Source organism: Streptomyces sp. NPDC104313, from assembly GCF_055583985.1.
This window is the reverse complement of record NZ_JBVJMW010000002.1, coordinates 601,180-615,445: the sequence shown is the minus strand read 5'-3', so window position 1 is coordinate 615,445 and position 14,266 is coordinate 601,180. Positions and strand designations below refer to the sequence as shown.

At 70.8% G+C, this 14,266-nt stretch carries 11 protein-coding genes and 1 pseudogene; 7 read left to right on the top strand and 5 right to left on the bottom strand.

The features are described from left to right. Positions 1-168 precede the first annotated feature (168 nt). A pseudogene (locus tag ACZ60Q_RS06625) lies at positions 169-338 on the top strand (IS5/IS1182 family transposase); the annotation flags it as partial. Between the two features lie 21 nt (positions 339-359). On the opposite strand, the gene ACZ60Q_RS06620 reads toward ACZ60Q_RS06625, so the two are convergent. The 4 genes from ACZ60Q_RS06620 to ACZ60Q_RS06605 all read right to left on the bottom strand — a co-directional run bounded on the left by ACZ60Q_RS06620 (position 360) and on the right by ACZ60Q_RS06605 (position 3,899). Continuing rightward, a complete protein-coding gene (locus tag ACZ60Q_RS06620; protein WP_469629311.1) occupies positions 360-1,997 on the bottom strand; it encodes a thiamine pyrophosphate-binding protein in 1,638 nt (545 codons plus the stop codon). 399 nt (positions 1,998-2,396) lie between these two features. Further along, positions 2,397-2,546: a DUF6086 family protein gene (locus tag ACZ60Q_RS06615; protein ID WP_469629309.1), complete on the bottom strand. Its 150-nt coding sequence runs from the start codon at positions 2,544-2,546 to the stop codon at positions 2,397-2,399. A gap of 114 nt (positions 2,547-2,660) precedes the next feature. Then, positions 2,661-3,290: a TMEM175 family protein gene (locus ACZ60Q_RS06610; RefSeq protein WP_469629307.1), complete on the bottom strand. Its 630-nt coding sequence runs from the start codon at positions 3,288-3,290 to the stop codon at positions 2,661-2,663. 276 nt (positions 3,291-3,566) lie between these two features. Then, positions 3,567-3,899, bottom strand: coding sequence for an SCO4225 family membrane protein (locus tag ACZ60Q_RS06605; RefSeq protein ID WP_469629304.1), 333 nt, complete (start codon positions 3,897-3,899; stop codon positions 3,567-3,569). Between the two features lie 469 nt (positions 3,900-4,368). On the opposite strand from ACZ60Q_RS06605, the gene mmuM reads away from it, so the two are divergent. From mmuM to ACZ60Q_RS06575, 6 genes are all read left to right on the top strand, one after another. Further along, positions 4,369-5,277 (top strand): homocysteine S-methyltransferase, encoded by a 909-nt coding sequence (gene mmuM, locus ACZ60Q_RS06600; RefSeq protein WP_469629301.1) that lies wholly within the window; start codon positions 4,369-4,371, stop codon positions 5,275-5,277. Positions 5,278-5,341: 64 nt separating this feature from the next. Continuing rightward, positions 5,342-6,847 (top strand): 3' terminal RNA ribose 2'-O-methyltransferase Hen1, encoded by a 1,506-nt coding sequence (locus tag ACZ60Q_RS06595; protein ID WP_469629299.1) that lies wholly within the window; start codon positions 5,342-5,344, stop codon positions 6,845-6,847. Next, entirely contained in the window at positions 6,844-9,447 is a 2,604-nt protein-coding gene (locus tag ACZ60Q_RS06590) for a polynucleotide kinase-phosphatase (RefSeq protein WP_469629296.1), read from the top strand. Before ACZ60Q_RS06595 ends, ACZ60Q_RS06590 begins: the two co-directional genes overlap by 4 nt. Positions 9,448-9,601: 154 nt before the next feature. Beyond that, positions 9,602-10,837 carry an arginine deiminase gene (locus tag ACZ60Q_RS06585; protein ID WP_469629293.1) on the top strand — a complete coding sequence of 412 codons (1,236 nt, stop codon included), beginning with the start codon at positions 9,602-9,604 and terminating at the stop codon, positions 10,835-10,837. Positions 10,838-10,964: 127 nt separating this feature from the next. After that, positions 10,965-11,969: an ornithine carbamoyltransferase gene (argF, locus tag ACZ60Q_RS06580; protein ID WP_469629290.1), complete on the top strand. Its 1,005-nt coding sequence runs from the start codon at positions 10,965-10,967 to the stop codon at positions 11,967-11,969. A 264-nt stretch (positions 11,970-12,233) separates the two neighbouring features. Continuing rightward, positions 12,234-13,727 (top strand): amino acid permease, encoded by a 1,494-nt coding sequence (locus ACZ60Q_RS06575; protein ID WP_469629287.1) that lies wholly within the window; start codon positions 12,234-12,236, stop codon positions 13,725-13,727. Here ACZ60Q_RS06575 and ACZ60Q_RS06570 read toward each other — a convergent pair. Continuing rightward, positions 13,678-14,133 carry an ATP-binding protein gene (locus tag ACZ60Q_RS06570; protein ID WP_469629284.1) on the bottom strand — a complete coding sequence of 152 codons (456 nt, stop codon included), beginning with the start codon at positions 14,131-14,133 and terminating at the stop codon, positions 13,678-13,680. The two genes, ACZ60Q_RS06575 and ACZ60Q_RS06570, sit on opposite strands and share 50 nt — an antisense overlap. Between the last annotated feature and the right edge of the window lie 133 nt (positions 14,134-14,266).

Below are 14,266 nucleotides of genomic sequence, written 5' to 3'. Positions count from 1 at the left end.
GACCGGTCAAGGCCCGAACGCCTTCCGCGCCAGTGAGCTCCTTCCGAGCCGGCGGTGCCGGCCGCGAGTCGGACAGCCCTGCGGAACGACGAAGCTCCTGGTGGACGGGTTCTCGACCAGGATCACTCGTGTCCGCCAAGAGCTTCGCGTGTTTGTCCGTCGTCGTCGATCGGTCTGTCCACCCGCACTCTGCGGTTCCTGACCGGGCAACTCACAGCCAGGAGGAAGGAGACCGGCACGCGGTGGCGGCGGCTTCCCGCAGCACGGCAGGCACTGCCGGCCCTGGCCCACCTGCGGTGCGTGATACCTACGCCCAGCTCGCACGACACCACGGCATCATCGGATGTGAGGCAGAGCGGTTAACTTCGCGGACCCTCGGGCGGGTCCGCGAGCTGTATCTCAAGGAGGAAAGGGCCCTCCTGCGCATAGCTGTCGGTCAGCGCGCGCCGCAGTTCCTCGCCGACGGTGACGGACGAGGCCCGCATACCCATGGATCGGGCGAGGGTGACGAAGTCTACGCGGGGGTGATCGAGGTCCATGGCGAGGTAGTTGTGGTCGCCGGGGGTATGGATCTGCCAGTTGTCCTTCAGGACACGGTATTCACGGTTGTTGACGACCACGTAGGTGATCGGCAGTCGGTGCCGGGCAGCGGTCCACAGCGCCTGCGGCGAATACAGGGTGGACCCGTCGCCCACGACACATAACACGCGGCCCCCGCCGGGGGCGTGGGCGATGGCCGCGCCGACGGCGGCGGGCATGGCCCAGCCCAGACCGCCGGCGACCCAGTGGTAGCGGTTGGGCCGGAGCAGGCCCAAGGCGTGGCGCAGTTCTCGGCTTGTCACAGGAGCCTCGTCGAGGACCATCGCGTCGTCAGGCAGCGTGGCGGCCAGGACGAGGGCGATGGAGCGCGCGTCGAGTATCTGGTCCACGGCATCGGGCACGGTCGTTTCCGCGGCGGGGGGCGCGGCCTGGGCCGGGGGCTGCGGTCGGTGGGTGAGGGCGGTCAGCAGCATCCCGATCGTGGCGCGGAGATCCCCGTGCAGGACCAGTTCCACGGGGGTGGTGCGACCGGGGTCGTCGGGCTCATCACTGATCTGGACGACACGGGTGCTCGCATCGGTCACAGGCCCCGGAGCGTAGGGGAAGTAGACCAGGAAGGCGCGTGCACCGAGCACCAGGACCAGTCGGCTCTCCGACAGGGCGTCGCGGATCCCCGGTGCGGTGGGGGGCAGGTATCCGCGCCACAGCGGGTGGACGGTGGGAAAGGGGTTGGCGGACGGCCAACTCGCCCCCCATACCGGGGCCTGGAGGGCATCGGCGAGGGCGACGCCCTCTTCCGGGGCCAGGCGGGCGACCTCGTCGCCGTAGACGAGGGTGATCTCGTTGGCGGGTGTTTCGGAGAGGAGGCGAACCAGGGCTTCGACCGGGGCCGCGCCGCGTACGCCGGCGGGAGTGCGTTCGGGGGCGGCGGGGCCCTGTTCGTCCAAGATGTTCATCGGCAGGGACAGGAATACCGGGCCGGTCGGGGGGCTCAGCGCGAGCCGGAACGCGCGGCGGAGGGAATCGCCCAGCTCTGCGCGTGTCTGGACCTCGTGCGTCCATTTGACGGTGGCCCCGGCCAGGCCCACGAGATCCCCGGCCAGGACCGGACCGCTCAGCAGATGGCGCAGATCCTGCTGGCCGGCGGTGACCACCATGGGGACGTGGGCGGCCGCCGCGTTGGTCAGGGCGCCTATGCCGTTGCCGAGTCCGGCCGCGGCGTGGAGGCTGACGAACGCCGGGCGTCCGGTCACGCGGGCCATGCCGTCAGCCATCGCTACCACGGTCGCCTCTTGCAGGCCCAGAATGTATTCGATGTCGTCGCGCCGGGCCAGGGCCTGCACCAAGGGGATCTCGGTGGTGCCCGGATTGCCGAAAACGTGGGTCACGCCCTCGTCGGCGAGGATGTCGCAGACGAGCTCAGCGCCGTTGAGCTCGAGGGTACGGTCCTGTGGCATGGGTCTCTCCCGAGGACATCGGGTTCGGCGGCGGGCGACCGTCCCGGCCAATCCCGGGGGGATCGTGGCTGTTTCCACCGTAGCCCGCCCGCTGTCCGTGCGTCAGGGCGCACGCGAAGGCGAAATCGCACGCCCGCAGAGTCGGTGAGACGTTGCCGGGAGCCGGCGCGGCGCGGGGGCCGCATGGATTCCTGCGCCGAGGGTCGCGGGCAGTTGCGGCATGGGGTCAAGGCCCAAGCCGGAGTCCCCCAGTTCCGAGGAGTGAAGTCGGCCCGGAGCGCGGTTCCGGTCTTTCGGCCGGTCCGTTGCGATAGGTCTCCGGCATCCCCGTCACCCCGTACCTCGACCGGGCGGCTATCGCCGACCGCTGCGCAGGCGATGGGGTCGATCCGACACTCCTCAGCTTCCATGGGGCCGATGCCGGATGGCAGCCCCTACTTCGGCTCGATAGACGGTGACCTGGCTCATGAACAGCCGGGACGCACCGTTGGACGGGTTCCCCAGGGTTCGGTCGCCCAAGTCGTAGTACTGGCTCGCGCAGCCTCTCACCGCTGGTCGTAGGAGGTCGGCATCACGGGCAGTCAGCCCTCCACGGAAAGGTGAACCAGAGCCACTTGCGGTCGACGAAGCCGCGTACGGGAATCGTGCGGGAGGCGCATGGGTTCAGCCATCCTGGCGGGTGCTGCGGTGCCGCTCCCTTCTGCCGAGGAATCTCTTCGCGGGGAAGAGGGCGAGCCAGCACCACATGGCCGCCTGCGGGGCGAAGAAGGCGATGGGTACGGATGCCCCGAACACGGCGATCGTCGTGCTCAGATCCGCAGCGGTGTCCCGCCACTCGCCCACGGCGTGCACCCCGTGCCGGCCTCTCAGCGTCGCGAACATGGCGAGCTGCAACAGGTCGATGAGGCAGATGGTCGCGGCGTACATCGCCACCGCCAAGGGCTCGGTGGCCCCGTACTGGGCGAGGATCGACGTGGGGAACGGAACCAGCGCGATCATCCCGAGCACCGCGAGGGCCAGATGCTGGGGGAGACCGCCCGTCTTCGCGGACATCAGCAGGATCTGACGCTGGTCGCGCCAGAAGATCCCCAGGATGAGGAAGCTCAACGCGTAGGCGGCGAGCTGGGGAACGGTCTCGCGCAGTGCGTCGTGGAACTGCGCGGAGTCCAGGTCGGGTGCGACCCGGACTTCGAGCGAGAGGAGCGTCATGGCGATCGCGAAGATGCCATCGGACAGGGTGATCAGACGGTCGGGGCGTGCTGGTGAAGAGCTGCCGTTACTCACCGGGTTCACCCTGGCCCCTTGACCGTGATCGACTGCGAATTGCTCCGACTGCGGGCACGCCGCTCCCCGGGGGAGCGGCGTGTCGTGCGAAGCGTCAGCCTTCCTGGCCGCCGATTCACCCTCTGCGGTGGTGAGGGCGGCATGCGCACGTGAGCTTCACGCCGTGACAGGGGTGCAGGGAAGAGCGCTGTGGGACGAGTGGGACGGGAGCGTTCCCGCTGCGGTGCGCGGGCCGGGGGCAGGACCGAGATCCACACCCACCCGAATTGAGGAACCGTCCGGGGTTCAGGCGTTGCTGACGCCGCTCTCGGTGCCGTGGGCGCGCCGCTCGGTGACGTAGCGGTACAGGGCGCCGAGCGCGAAGGCCTGGACGATGGCACCGATGGGGATCCCTATCAGGCCTGCGGGGCCGTCGAAGAGGACCAGCATCGAGGTCGGGGCGGTCAACACGAGGGCCCACACCCCGGCGAAGCTTGCGTCTCCGGAGGAGGAAACGGAGAAGGCGTCCACAGCGACCCACAGACACACCGCGAGCACGACGCCCAGATACCCCAGAGCCAGCGGGTTGACCAGGTAGTGACGAAAGGTCTGGGGCAGCGAACGGGAAGTCTTGTCCATGTCGGATCTCCTGGAAATGTCGGAATGCCCGGTGCGGTGACTGATCTGCTGACAACCTGAACATTGCCGTCCACCGGGACCCACCACATGAGTAGCCATACCCATGTTGGCTTTGTTCACGAGTACATCTCCTGCGCGGGCTGGTGGGCCTCTGTCCGCAGGAGGCGCCGCGTACAAGGTGGCGATCCACAGGCATGGATTGATCAAGACGCGCGGCTCCTGCTGTCGCCGTGACGCCCGCCCCCGTCGCCGGCCTCCGCCGGCAGAAGCAGCCCTTTGTCCGTGTCGGAAGCCGTCGGCATGGTGCTCTCTGCGATCGGCGCGATTGCCTCGGTGGCTGCCGATGTCGTAAACGACCGCTGGGAACCTGACGACCCTTACTGAACGTTACTCGAGGGAGAGATCGGCACGGCCTGGGCTGGGAAACAGGGTCTGACCTGACCTGACCTGACCTGACGAGGAGGCGGCTGTGAGTACCGTCCGCACGCTTGCCGAAGCGCTGGACGCCGGACCCGTCCTGCTGGACGGCGGGCTCTCCATCCAGCTGGAGGCGCAGGGCTGCGATCTGTCCGACGCGCTGTGGTCGGCCCGGTTGCTGGCCGACGCGCCGGAACAGATCGAGGCCGCTCATCTCGCCTATCTCCGGGCGGGTGCGCGCGTGCTCATCACGGCCAGTTACCAGGCCACCTTCGAAGGGTTCGGGCGGTACGGGCTGGACCGGGCCGGGGCCGGGGTCCTGCTCGCCCGCAGCGTGGAGCTGGCCCGGAGCGCCGCCGACGCGGCGCGCCGGGCCGACCCCGGGCGGGAGACCTGGGTCGCCGCATCGGTCGGACCGTACGGGGCGATGCTCGCGGACGGCAGCGAGTACCGGGGCCGCTACGGGCTGAGCGTCCGGGAGCTGGAACGCTTCCACCGCCCCCGGGTGGCGGCGCTGGCCGCTGCCGGGCCCGACGCCCTGGCGCTGGAGACGGTGCCGGACCTGGACGAGGCCGAAGCCCTGGTCCGGGTGGCCGAGGAGACCGGACTGCCGTACTGGCTCTCGTACAGCGTGGCGGGCGGCCGGACCAGGGCCGGCCAGCCGCTGGAGGAGGCGTTCGCGGTGGCGGCGGGGCAGGACTCCGTCCTCGCGGTCGGGGTCAACTGCTGTGATCCGGAGGAGGCACAGGGGGCGGTGGAGCAGGCGGTGGCGGTCACGGGCAGGCCCGCCGTGGTCTACCCGAACAGCGGGGAGGGATGGGACGCGGGAGCGCGGGGGTGGACCGGGCGCGGCACCTTCGACCCGGGGCGGGTGCGAGCCTGGACGCGGGCCGGGGCCAGGCTCGTCGGAGGCTGCTGCCGGGTGGGGCCGGACCTCATCACGGAGCTTGACAGGCTCTAGGGGAGTCTCGGGGCATGGAGAAAATGCCTGGTGGGGGCAGGGGGCGGCGACCATACTCGGACAGGTGTTCCTGACAATCGGTACGACCGGCACCCATGAGCGCCCTGCCACTGACCTGGGCTTTCTGCTGCACAAGCATCCCGCCAAGGCGCAGGCGTTCTCCACCTCGCACGGCTCCGTGCACGTCTTCTACCCCGAGGCGTCCGCCGAGCGCTGCACGGCCGCACTCCTGCTGGAGGTGGATCCGGTGGCGCTGGTGCGGCGCGGCAAGGGCAAGGGCCGGGGCGGCGCGCCCGACGCCGCGCTCGCGCAGTACGTCAACGACCGCCCCTACGCGGCGTCCTCGCTGTTGTCGGTCGCGCTCGCCGCCGTGTTCAAGTCCGCGCTCGGCGGTGTCTGCCGGGCCATGCCCGAGCGGGCAGGGAGCCCGTTGCCGCTGCGGATCGAGGTGCCCGCCCTGCCCGCCAGGGGCGGCGCCGAGCTGGTGCACCAGCTGTTCGCGCCGCTCGGCTGGTCGCGGGTCGACGTCACGGGTGTACCGCTGGACGAGGAGTTCCCCGCGTGGGGTGACTCGCGCTACGTACGCCTGGTGCTGGAGGGCGAGTTGCGGCTCGCCGACGCGCTGCGCCAGCTCTACGTCCTGCTCCCGGTGCTCGACGATGCCAAGCACTACTGGGTCGCGCCCGACGAGGTGGACAAGTTGCTGCGCGCGGGGGAGGGCTGGCTGGCCGACCACCCCGAGCGGCCGCTGATCACCCGGCGCTATCTGTCCCACCGCTGGGGGCTCACCCGCCAGGCCGACCAGGCACTGGAGTTGGTGCGGCTCGCCGAGTCGGACGACCTCGACGTCGGATGCGTCGACAACGCGGTGGACGAGAGCACCGACACCGAGGAGAAGCCGGTCCCGCTCGCGGAACAGCGGCGCACCGCGATCCTCGACGCGCTGCGCGCCGCCGGGGCGAGCCGGGTGCTCGACCTCGGCTGCGGCCAGGGCCAGTTGGTGCAGGCGCTCCTCAAGGACGTGCGCTTCACCGAGATCGTCGGCGTCGACGTCTCGATGCGCGCCCTCACCATCGCCTCGCGGCGGCTGAAGCTGGACCGGATGGGGGAGCGTCAGGCCGACCGGGTCACCCTGCGACAGGGGTCGCTGACCTATACCGACAAGCGGCTGGCGGGATACGACGCCGCCGTGCTCAGCGAGGTGATCGAGCACCTGGACCTGCCCCGGCTGCCCGCCCTGGAGTACGCGGTGTTCGGCGCGGCGCGGCCGGGGACGGTGCTCGTGACCACGCCGAACGTCGAGTACAACGTCCGCTGGGAGACGCTCCCGGCCGGGCACGTCCGGCACGGGGACCACCGTTTCGAGTGGACCCGCGCCGAATTCCGGGACTGGGCCGCGCAGGTCGCCGAACGGCACGGATACACCGTGCGGTACGTGCCGGTCGGGCCGGACGACTCCGAGGTGGGGCCGCCGACCCAGATGGCCGTGTTCACCCGGAGCGACGCCACCACGACCACCGGAACGACCGGGAAGACGACCGGGAAGACGAAGGAGGCGGAAGCCGCATGAACAGCACCGACGCCGGCGCGGGAAGCGCCGACATCATCAGCACCACCCCTGCGGACGACCGCGACGCCGCGCGCAAGCTGCCGGTGACCGACCTCTCCCTCGTCGTCCTCATCGGCGCCAGCGGATCGGGCAAGTCCACCTTCGCCCACCGGCACTTCAAGCCGACGGAGGTCCTCTCCTCGGACTTCTGCCGGGGCCTGGTCGCCGATGACGAGAACGACCAGAGCGCCAGCCGCGACGCTTTCGACGTGCTGCACTACATCGCCGGCAAGCGCCTGGAAGCCGGCCGGCTCACCGTGATCGACGCCACCAGCGTCCAGTCCGAGAGCCGCAAACAGCTCGTCCAGCTGGCCCGCACGCACGACGTCCTGCCCATCGCCATCGTCCTCGACCTCCCCGAAGAGGTCTGCGCCGCCCGCAACGCGGCCCGACCGGAGCGCGCCTCCATGCCGCGCCATGTCATCCAGCGGCACCGCCGCGAGCTGCGGCGCTCCCTGCGCGGCCTGGAGCGCGAGGGCTTCCGCAAGGTGCACGTCCTGCGCACCGAGGCGGAGGCCGAGAGCGCCGAAGTGGTCCTGGAGCGCCGCTACAACGACCTTCGCCACCTCACCGGCCCGTTCGACATCATCGGGGACATCCACGGCTGCCGCTCCGAGCTGGACACGCTGCTCGGCAAGCTCGGCTATGTCGACGGCGCCCACCCCGAAGGACGTACGGCCGTGTTCGTCGGCGACCTCGTCGACCGGGGCCCCGACAGCCCCGGCGTGCTGCGCCGCGTCATGTCCATGGTGTCGGCGGGCACCGCGCTGTGTGTCCCCGGCAACCACGAGAACAAGCTCGGCCGCTACCTCGCGGGCCGCAAGGTCCAGCTCACCCACGGGCTCGCCGAGACCGTCGAGCAGCTGGAGCGCGAGGACGCCGAACACCCCGAGTTCCGGGGAGAGGTGCGGAAGTTCATCGACGGGCTGGTCAGCCACTACGTCCTGGACGACGGCAAGCTGGTGGTCGCTCACGCCGGGCTGCCCGAGAAGTACCACGGCCGCACCTCCGGCCGGGTCCGCTCGCACGCGCTGTACGGGGAGACGAACGGAGAGACCGACGAGTTCGGCCTGCCCGTGCGCTACCCGTGGGCCGAGGAGTACCGGGGCCGCGCCACCGTGGTCTACGGCCACACCCCGGTGCCCACCACCTCCTGGATCAACAACACCATCTGCCTGGACACCGGGGCCGTCTTCGGCGGGAGGATGACCGCGCTGCGCTGGCCGGAGCGCGAACTCGTCGACGTACCCGCCGAGAAGGTCTGGTACGAGCCCGTCAAGCCGCTGACCACCGAGGCACCCGGGGGCCGGGAGGGCCGGCCGCTGGACATCGCCGACGTCCAGGGCCGCCGGATCGTGGAGACCCGGCATGCGGGCCGCGTCGCCGTACGGGAGGAGAACGCCGCGGCCGCGCTCGAGGTCATGAGCCGGTTCGCCGTCGACCCGCAGCTCCTCGCCTACCTCCCGCCCACCATGGCGCCCACCGCCACCTCCCGCGAGGACGGCTTCCTGGAGCACCCGGCCGAGGCCTTCGCGCAGTACGCGGGCGACGGCGTCGAGCGGGTCGTGTGCGAGGAGAAGCACATGGGCTCCCGGGCCGTCGCCCTGGTCTGCAAGGACGCCGCGACCGCGACCGCGCGCTTCGGCACGGCGGGCCCCACCGGTGCGCTGTACACCCGCACCGGGCGCCCCTTCCTGGACGACACCGCCATGACCGAGGCGATTTTGGACCGGCTCCGCCTCGCTGTCGCCGCCGCCGGGCTCTGGCAGGAGTGGGACACCGACTGGGTGCTCCTGGACGCCGAACTGATGCCGTGGTCGCTCAAGGCCGGCGGACTGCTGCGCTCGCAGTACGCCGCTGTCGGCGCCGCGGCCGGCGCGGTCTTCCCGCCGGCCGTCGCCGCCCTGGAGCAGGCGGTCGCCCGGGGCGTCGAGGTGGCGGGCCTCGCCGGGCACCAGCGGGCCCGCGCGCGGGACGCGGCCGCGTTCACCGAGGCGTACCGGCGCTACTGCTGGCCCACCGACGGGCTGGAAGGGGTGCGGCTCGCGCCGTTCCAGATCCTCGCCGTCCAGGGCCGCTCCCTGGCCGCCGTGCCGCACGACGAGCAGCTTGCCTGGCTCGACCGGCTCGTGGAACACGACCCGACCGGGCTGCTCCAGGTCACCCGCCGGCTCGTCGTCGACACCGGGGACGAGGCCTCCGTGCGCGCGGGTGTGGACTGGTGGCTGGAGATGACCGGGCGGGGTGGCGAGGGCATGGTCGTCAAGCCGCTCGGCGCCCTTGTCCGGGACGCCAAGGGCCGGCTCGTCCAGCCCGGCATCAAGGTGCGCGGCCGGGAGTATCTCCGCATCATCTACGGCCCCGAGTACACCCGTCCGGAGAATCTGGAGCGCCTGCGCTCCCGGTTCCTCGGCCACAAGCGCTCGCTGGCGCTGCGGGAGTACGCGCTCGGCCTGGAGGCACTGGACCGGCTGGCGGAGGGGGAGCCGCTCTGGCGGGTCCATGAGGCGGTGTTCGCCGTGCTGGCCCTGGAGTCGGAGCCGGTGGACCCCCGCCTCTGACCGACGGGACCCCCGCCACTGACCGACGGGACCCCCGCCACTGACCGACGGGACCCCCGCCACTGAGCGGCGGGATTCCGGGGCGCGGACAACCCTGACGAACCGGTGGGCGGTTCGCCGGGTGAACGGAGCTCCGCGCGGTGAGGATGAAGGCATGGGATTCCAGGTCGACTCCGAAGCCGGGCGGCTGCGCCGCGTCATACTGCACCGCCCCGATCTGGAGCTGAAGCGGCTCACCCCCAGGAACAAGGACTCGCTCCTGTTCGACGACGTCCTGTGGGTGCGCCGTGCCCGGGAGGAGCACGACGGGTTCGCCGACGTGTTGCGCGAGCGGGGGGTCGCCGTGCACCTCTTCGGCGACCTCCTGCGCGAGTCCCTCGACATTCCGGTCGCCCGGCGGATCGTGCTCGACCGGGTCTTCGACGAGAAGGAGTACGGGCCGCTCGCCACCGAGCATCTGCGGTCCGCCTTCGAGGAGTTGTCCTCACAGGAGCTGGCGGAGGCGCTGGTCGGCGGCATGACCAAGCGGGAGTTCCTGGAGCGGCACAGCGAGCCGACCTCCGTCCGTTTCCATGTGATGGACCTGGACGACTTCCTGCTCGGCCCGCTGCCGAACCACCTCTTCACCCGGGACACCTCGGCATGGATCTACGACGGGGTGTCCATCAACGCGATGCGCTGGCCCGCGCGGCAGCGCGAGACCGTCCACTTCGAGGCGATCTACGGGCACCATCCCCTCTTCACCGGCCCGCAGGCCGGCGCCTTCCACCACTGGTCGGAGGGTCAGGACGACTACCCCTCCACCATCGAGGGCGGTGACGTCCTGGTCATCGGGCAGGGCGCGGTCCTCATCGGGATGAGCGAACGCACCACGCCACAGGCGGTGGAGATGCTGGCCCGGGGCCTCTTCGACGCCGGTTCGGCGCGGATGATCGTGGCGCTCGACATGCCCAAGGCCCGGGCGTTCATGCACCTGGACACGGTGATGACGATGATCGACGGTGACACGTTCACCCAGTACGCCGGTCTCGGCATGCTCCGCTCGTACACGATCGAGCCCGGCAGCGGCCCCCGCGAGCTGAAGGTCACCGACCATCCGCCCGAGCACATGCACCGCGCCATCGCCGCCGCCCTCGGCCTCGACTCGATCCGGGTGCTCACCGCCACCCAGGACGTGCACGCGGCCGAGCGCGAGCAGTGGGACGACGGCTGCAACGTGCTCGCCGTCGAGCCCGGGGTCGTCGTCGCGTACGAGCGCAACGCCACGACCAACGCCTACCTGCGCACACAGGGCATCGAGGTGATCGAGATCCGGGGCAGCGAGCTGGGCCGGGGACGTGGCGGGCCGCGCTGTATGAGCTGCCCGGTGGAGCGGGACCCCGTGGTGTGAGAAGCGTCGGACCGCGACCCCGAACCTGTATAGAGATGCGAGGGATCGTATAGACTTCCAGTTCTGTCCGCGCGCATTCTGCCCGCGCGCAGTGCGCCGATCCCCGTCCGACCCAGGAGCAGTCATCATGGCCATAGACCTCACCGGCCGCCACTTCCTCAAGGAGCTGGACTTCACCTCCGAGGAGTTCCTCGGCCTGGTCTCCCTGGCCGCCGAGCTCAAGGCGGCCAAGAAGGCCGGGGTCGAGGTCCAGCGGCTGCGCGGGAAGAATATCGCGCTGATCTTCGAGAAGACCTCCACCCGTACGCGCTGCGCGTTCGAGGTCGCCGCCGCCGACCAGGGCGCCTCCACCACCTACCTCGACCCGTCGGGCTCCCAGATGGGCCACAAGGAGTCGGTGAAGGACACCGCCCGGGTGCTCGGCCGGATGTTCGACGGGATCGAGTACCGGGGCGACAGCCAGCAGGCCGTCGAGGAGCTGGCCGCGTACGGTGGGGTGCCGGTCTTCAACGGGCTCACGGACGACTGGCACCCCACCCAGATGCTCGCCGACGTGCTCACCATGGCCGAGTGCCACGAGGGGCCCGTCGCGGAGACGGCCTTCGCCTACCTCGGCGACGCCCGCTTCAACATGGGCAACTCCTACCTGATCACCGGCGCCCTGCTCGGCCTGGACGTCAGGATCGTCGCCCCCGAGGCGTACTGGCCGGATGTGGCCGTCGTGGCGCGGGCCCGGGCGCTCGCCGAGGTCAGCGGCGCGACGATCACCCTCACCGACGACGTCGCCGAGGGCGTCCGGGGCGCCGACTTCGTCGCCACCGACGTCTGGGTCTCGATGGGGGAGCCCAAGGAGGTGTGGGCCGAGCGCATCGCCGCCCTCGGTCCCTACGCCGTGACGATGGACGTCCTGCGGGCCACCGGCAACCCGGACGTGAAGTTCCTGCACTGCCTGCCCGCCTTCCACGACCTCGGCACCCGGGTCGGCCGGGACATCCACGCCCGGTACGGGCTGACCGAGCTGGAGGTCAGCGACGAGGTCTTCGAGTCCCCGCACTCGGTCGTCTTCGACCAGGCGGAGAACCGGATGCACACGATCAAGGCCGTACTGGTGGCGACGCTCGCCGGGAAGTAGCCCGGAAGCCCCGGAAGCCCCGGGTGGGGTAGCCCGGGTAGTCGTACGGAGGGAGGCGCGTACGGGCCGCAGGGCAGGGGGGTTTGCATGCCTATGCGCCCGATTGGGTGAACATGCATGGTGGTGGCTACGATGTCGCCTCTTGTGGGGTTCGGGCTCCGCGATGCCCGGCCCCCTTCCCCTGTGCCGCCCGCGGTCCCCACGGCCGCCGCGCACACCGGGAAACGTCCCCCCACCGCACCACCAGAGATGAGAACGTCCCGCATGAGCACCGGTCTGCCGTGTTCCGGCACCCCGCAGCGCGCCGGCCCCGGCCCCTCGAAGCCGGACCTGCGCCGCAAGAGCCCCGATCAGCTCATCGCCGAGTCCGGCGGCGACCTGGAGGGCCACGGCCTCAAGCGCACCATGGGCCTCTTCCAGCTCGTCTGCTTCGGGGTCGGCGCGATCGTCGGCACCGGCATCTTCGTCGGGCTCTCCGACAGCGTCGCCAAGGCCGGCCCCGCCGTCGTGATCTCGTTCGTCCTCGCGGCGATCACCTGCATCCTCACCGCCCTGGCCTTCGCGGAGCTGGGCAGCGCCATCCCGGTCTCCGGAAGCTCGTACTCCTTCGCGTACGCGGCGCTCGGCGAGCGCACCGCCTTCCTCGTCGGCTGGTGCCTGCTGCTGGAGTACGGCGTGTCGGTCTCCGCCGTCGCGGTCGGCTGGAGCCAGTACGTCAACGAACTGCTGAACAGCCTGTTCGGCTGGGAACTGCCCGCGGCCCTGTCTTCCGGACCCGTCGACGGCGGTGTGGTCAATCTGCCCGCGGTCGTCGTGATCGCCATGGCCGCCACCCTGCTGGTGCGCGGCGTCCGGGAGAGCGCCACCGCCACCGCCACCATGGCCGTCCTCAAGATCGGCATCCTCATCGCGTTCTGCGCCGTGGCGTTCAGCGCGTTCCAGGACGACAACCTCATGCCGTTCGCCACCCACGGGCCCGGCGGGATCACCGCGGGCGCCTCGCTGGCGTTCTTCTCCTACATCGGCTTCGACGCCATCACCACCGCCGGCGAAGAGGTCAAGAACCCCCGGCGGAACATCCCGCTCGCCATCCTGATCTGCATCGGTCTCGTCACCCTGCTCTACTGCGCGGTGGCGCTCTCGGCCATCGGAGCGATCGGCTCGGACGCCGTCGCGAACAAGAGCGCGGCCCTCTCGATCGCCGTCAACCAGGTCACCGACTCCACGGTCGGCGGCGGAATCGTCGCCTTCGGCGCGGTCGTCGCCATCGCCTCGGTGGTGCTCGCCGTGATGTACGGGCAGACCCGCATCCTCATGTCGATGTCCCGCGACGGGCTCATCCCGCGCGTCTTCGAGCGGGTCTCGCCCAGGACCCACACCCCGGTGGCCAACACCTGGATCGTGGCCTGCGTCTTCGCGGTCCCGGCCGCGTTCGTCCCGCTCGACGTCGTCGTGAACCTGACGACCATCGGCACGCTCGCCACGATGGTCGCCGTCAATGTCGCGGTGGTGGTGCTCCGGCGGACCGCCCCCGGGCTGAAGCGGACGTTCCGGGTGCCGCTCCACCCCGTGAGCCCGCTGCTGGGCGTCGTGTTCTGCCTGTATCTGATGTACGGGACCGGCTGGACGACCTGGGTCCAGTTCGTGGTCTTCCTCGCCGTCGGCTCGCTGCTGTACGTCGGCTACGGGCGGGGGCGCTCCCGGCTGGTCAGCTCCCCGGAGACGGACCCGGCTGCGCCGGTATCGCCGGAAGCGTGAACCAGACGGCCTTGCCCTGTTCGGTGGTGCGGTGGCCGCAGGCGGAGCTGAGGGTCCGGATCAGCAGCAGGCCGCGCCCGTGCTCCTGCCAGGGATCGACCTCATAGCCCGGCTGCGGCCGGGACAGGTCGCCCGGCGGGGCGGGGTCGCGGTCGTGCACCTCGACCTGGCAACCGGTGGGCAGTAGCTCCACGACCAGCTCGATGGGCTCGCCGCCCAGGGTGTGCTCGACCGCGTTGGCCACCAGCTCGGCGGTCAGCAGCTCGGCGGTGTCGCTGTCGGCCGGGGTGTCGATGTCCGACAGTGCCGTACGGATGAGAGCGCGGGCGATCGGCACGGCCGCGGTGGAGTGCGGCAGGGCGATGCGCCAGGAAGGGGGGAGGGGGAGGGGGACATCGGGCGGCACGGCGGGGTTTCCGTTCGGGAGCGGGTCTTCCTCGAAGCGGGAGGTCTCGACTTCTGGGGTTCACGCGGTACTCGTGTCGGGACTTCCTGGTTTCAACTTTACGAACCGCTCCGCTCCGGCCATAGAGGCGGTC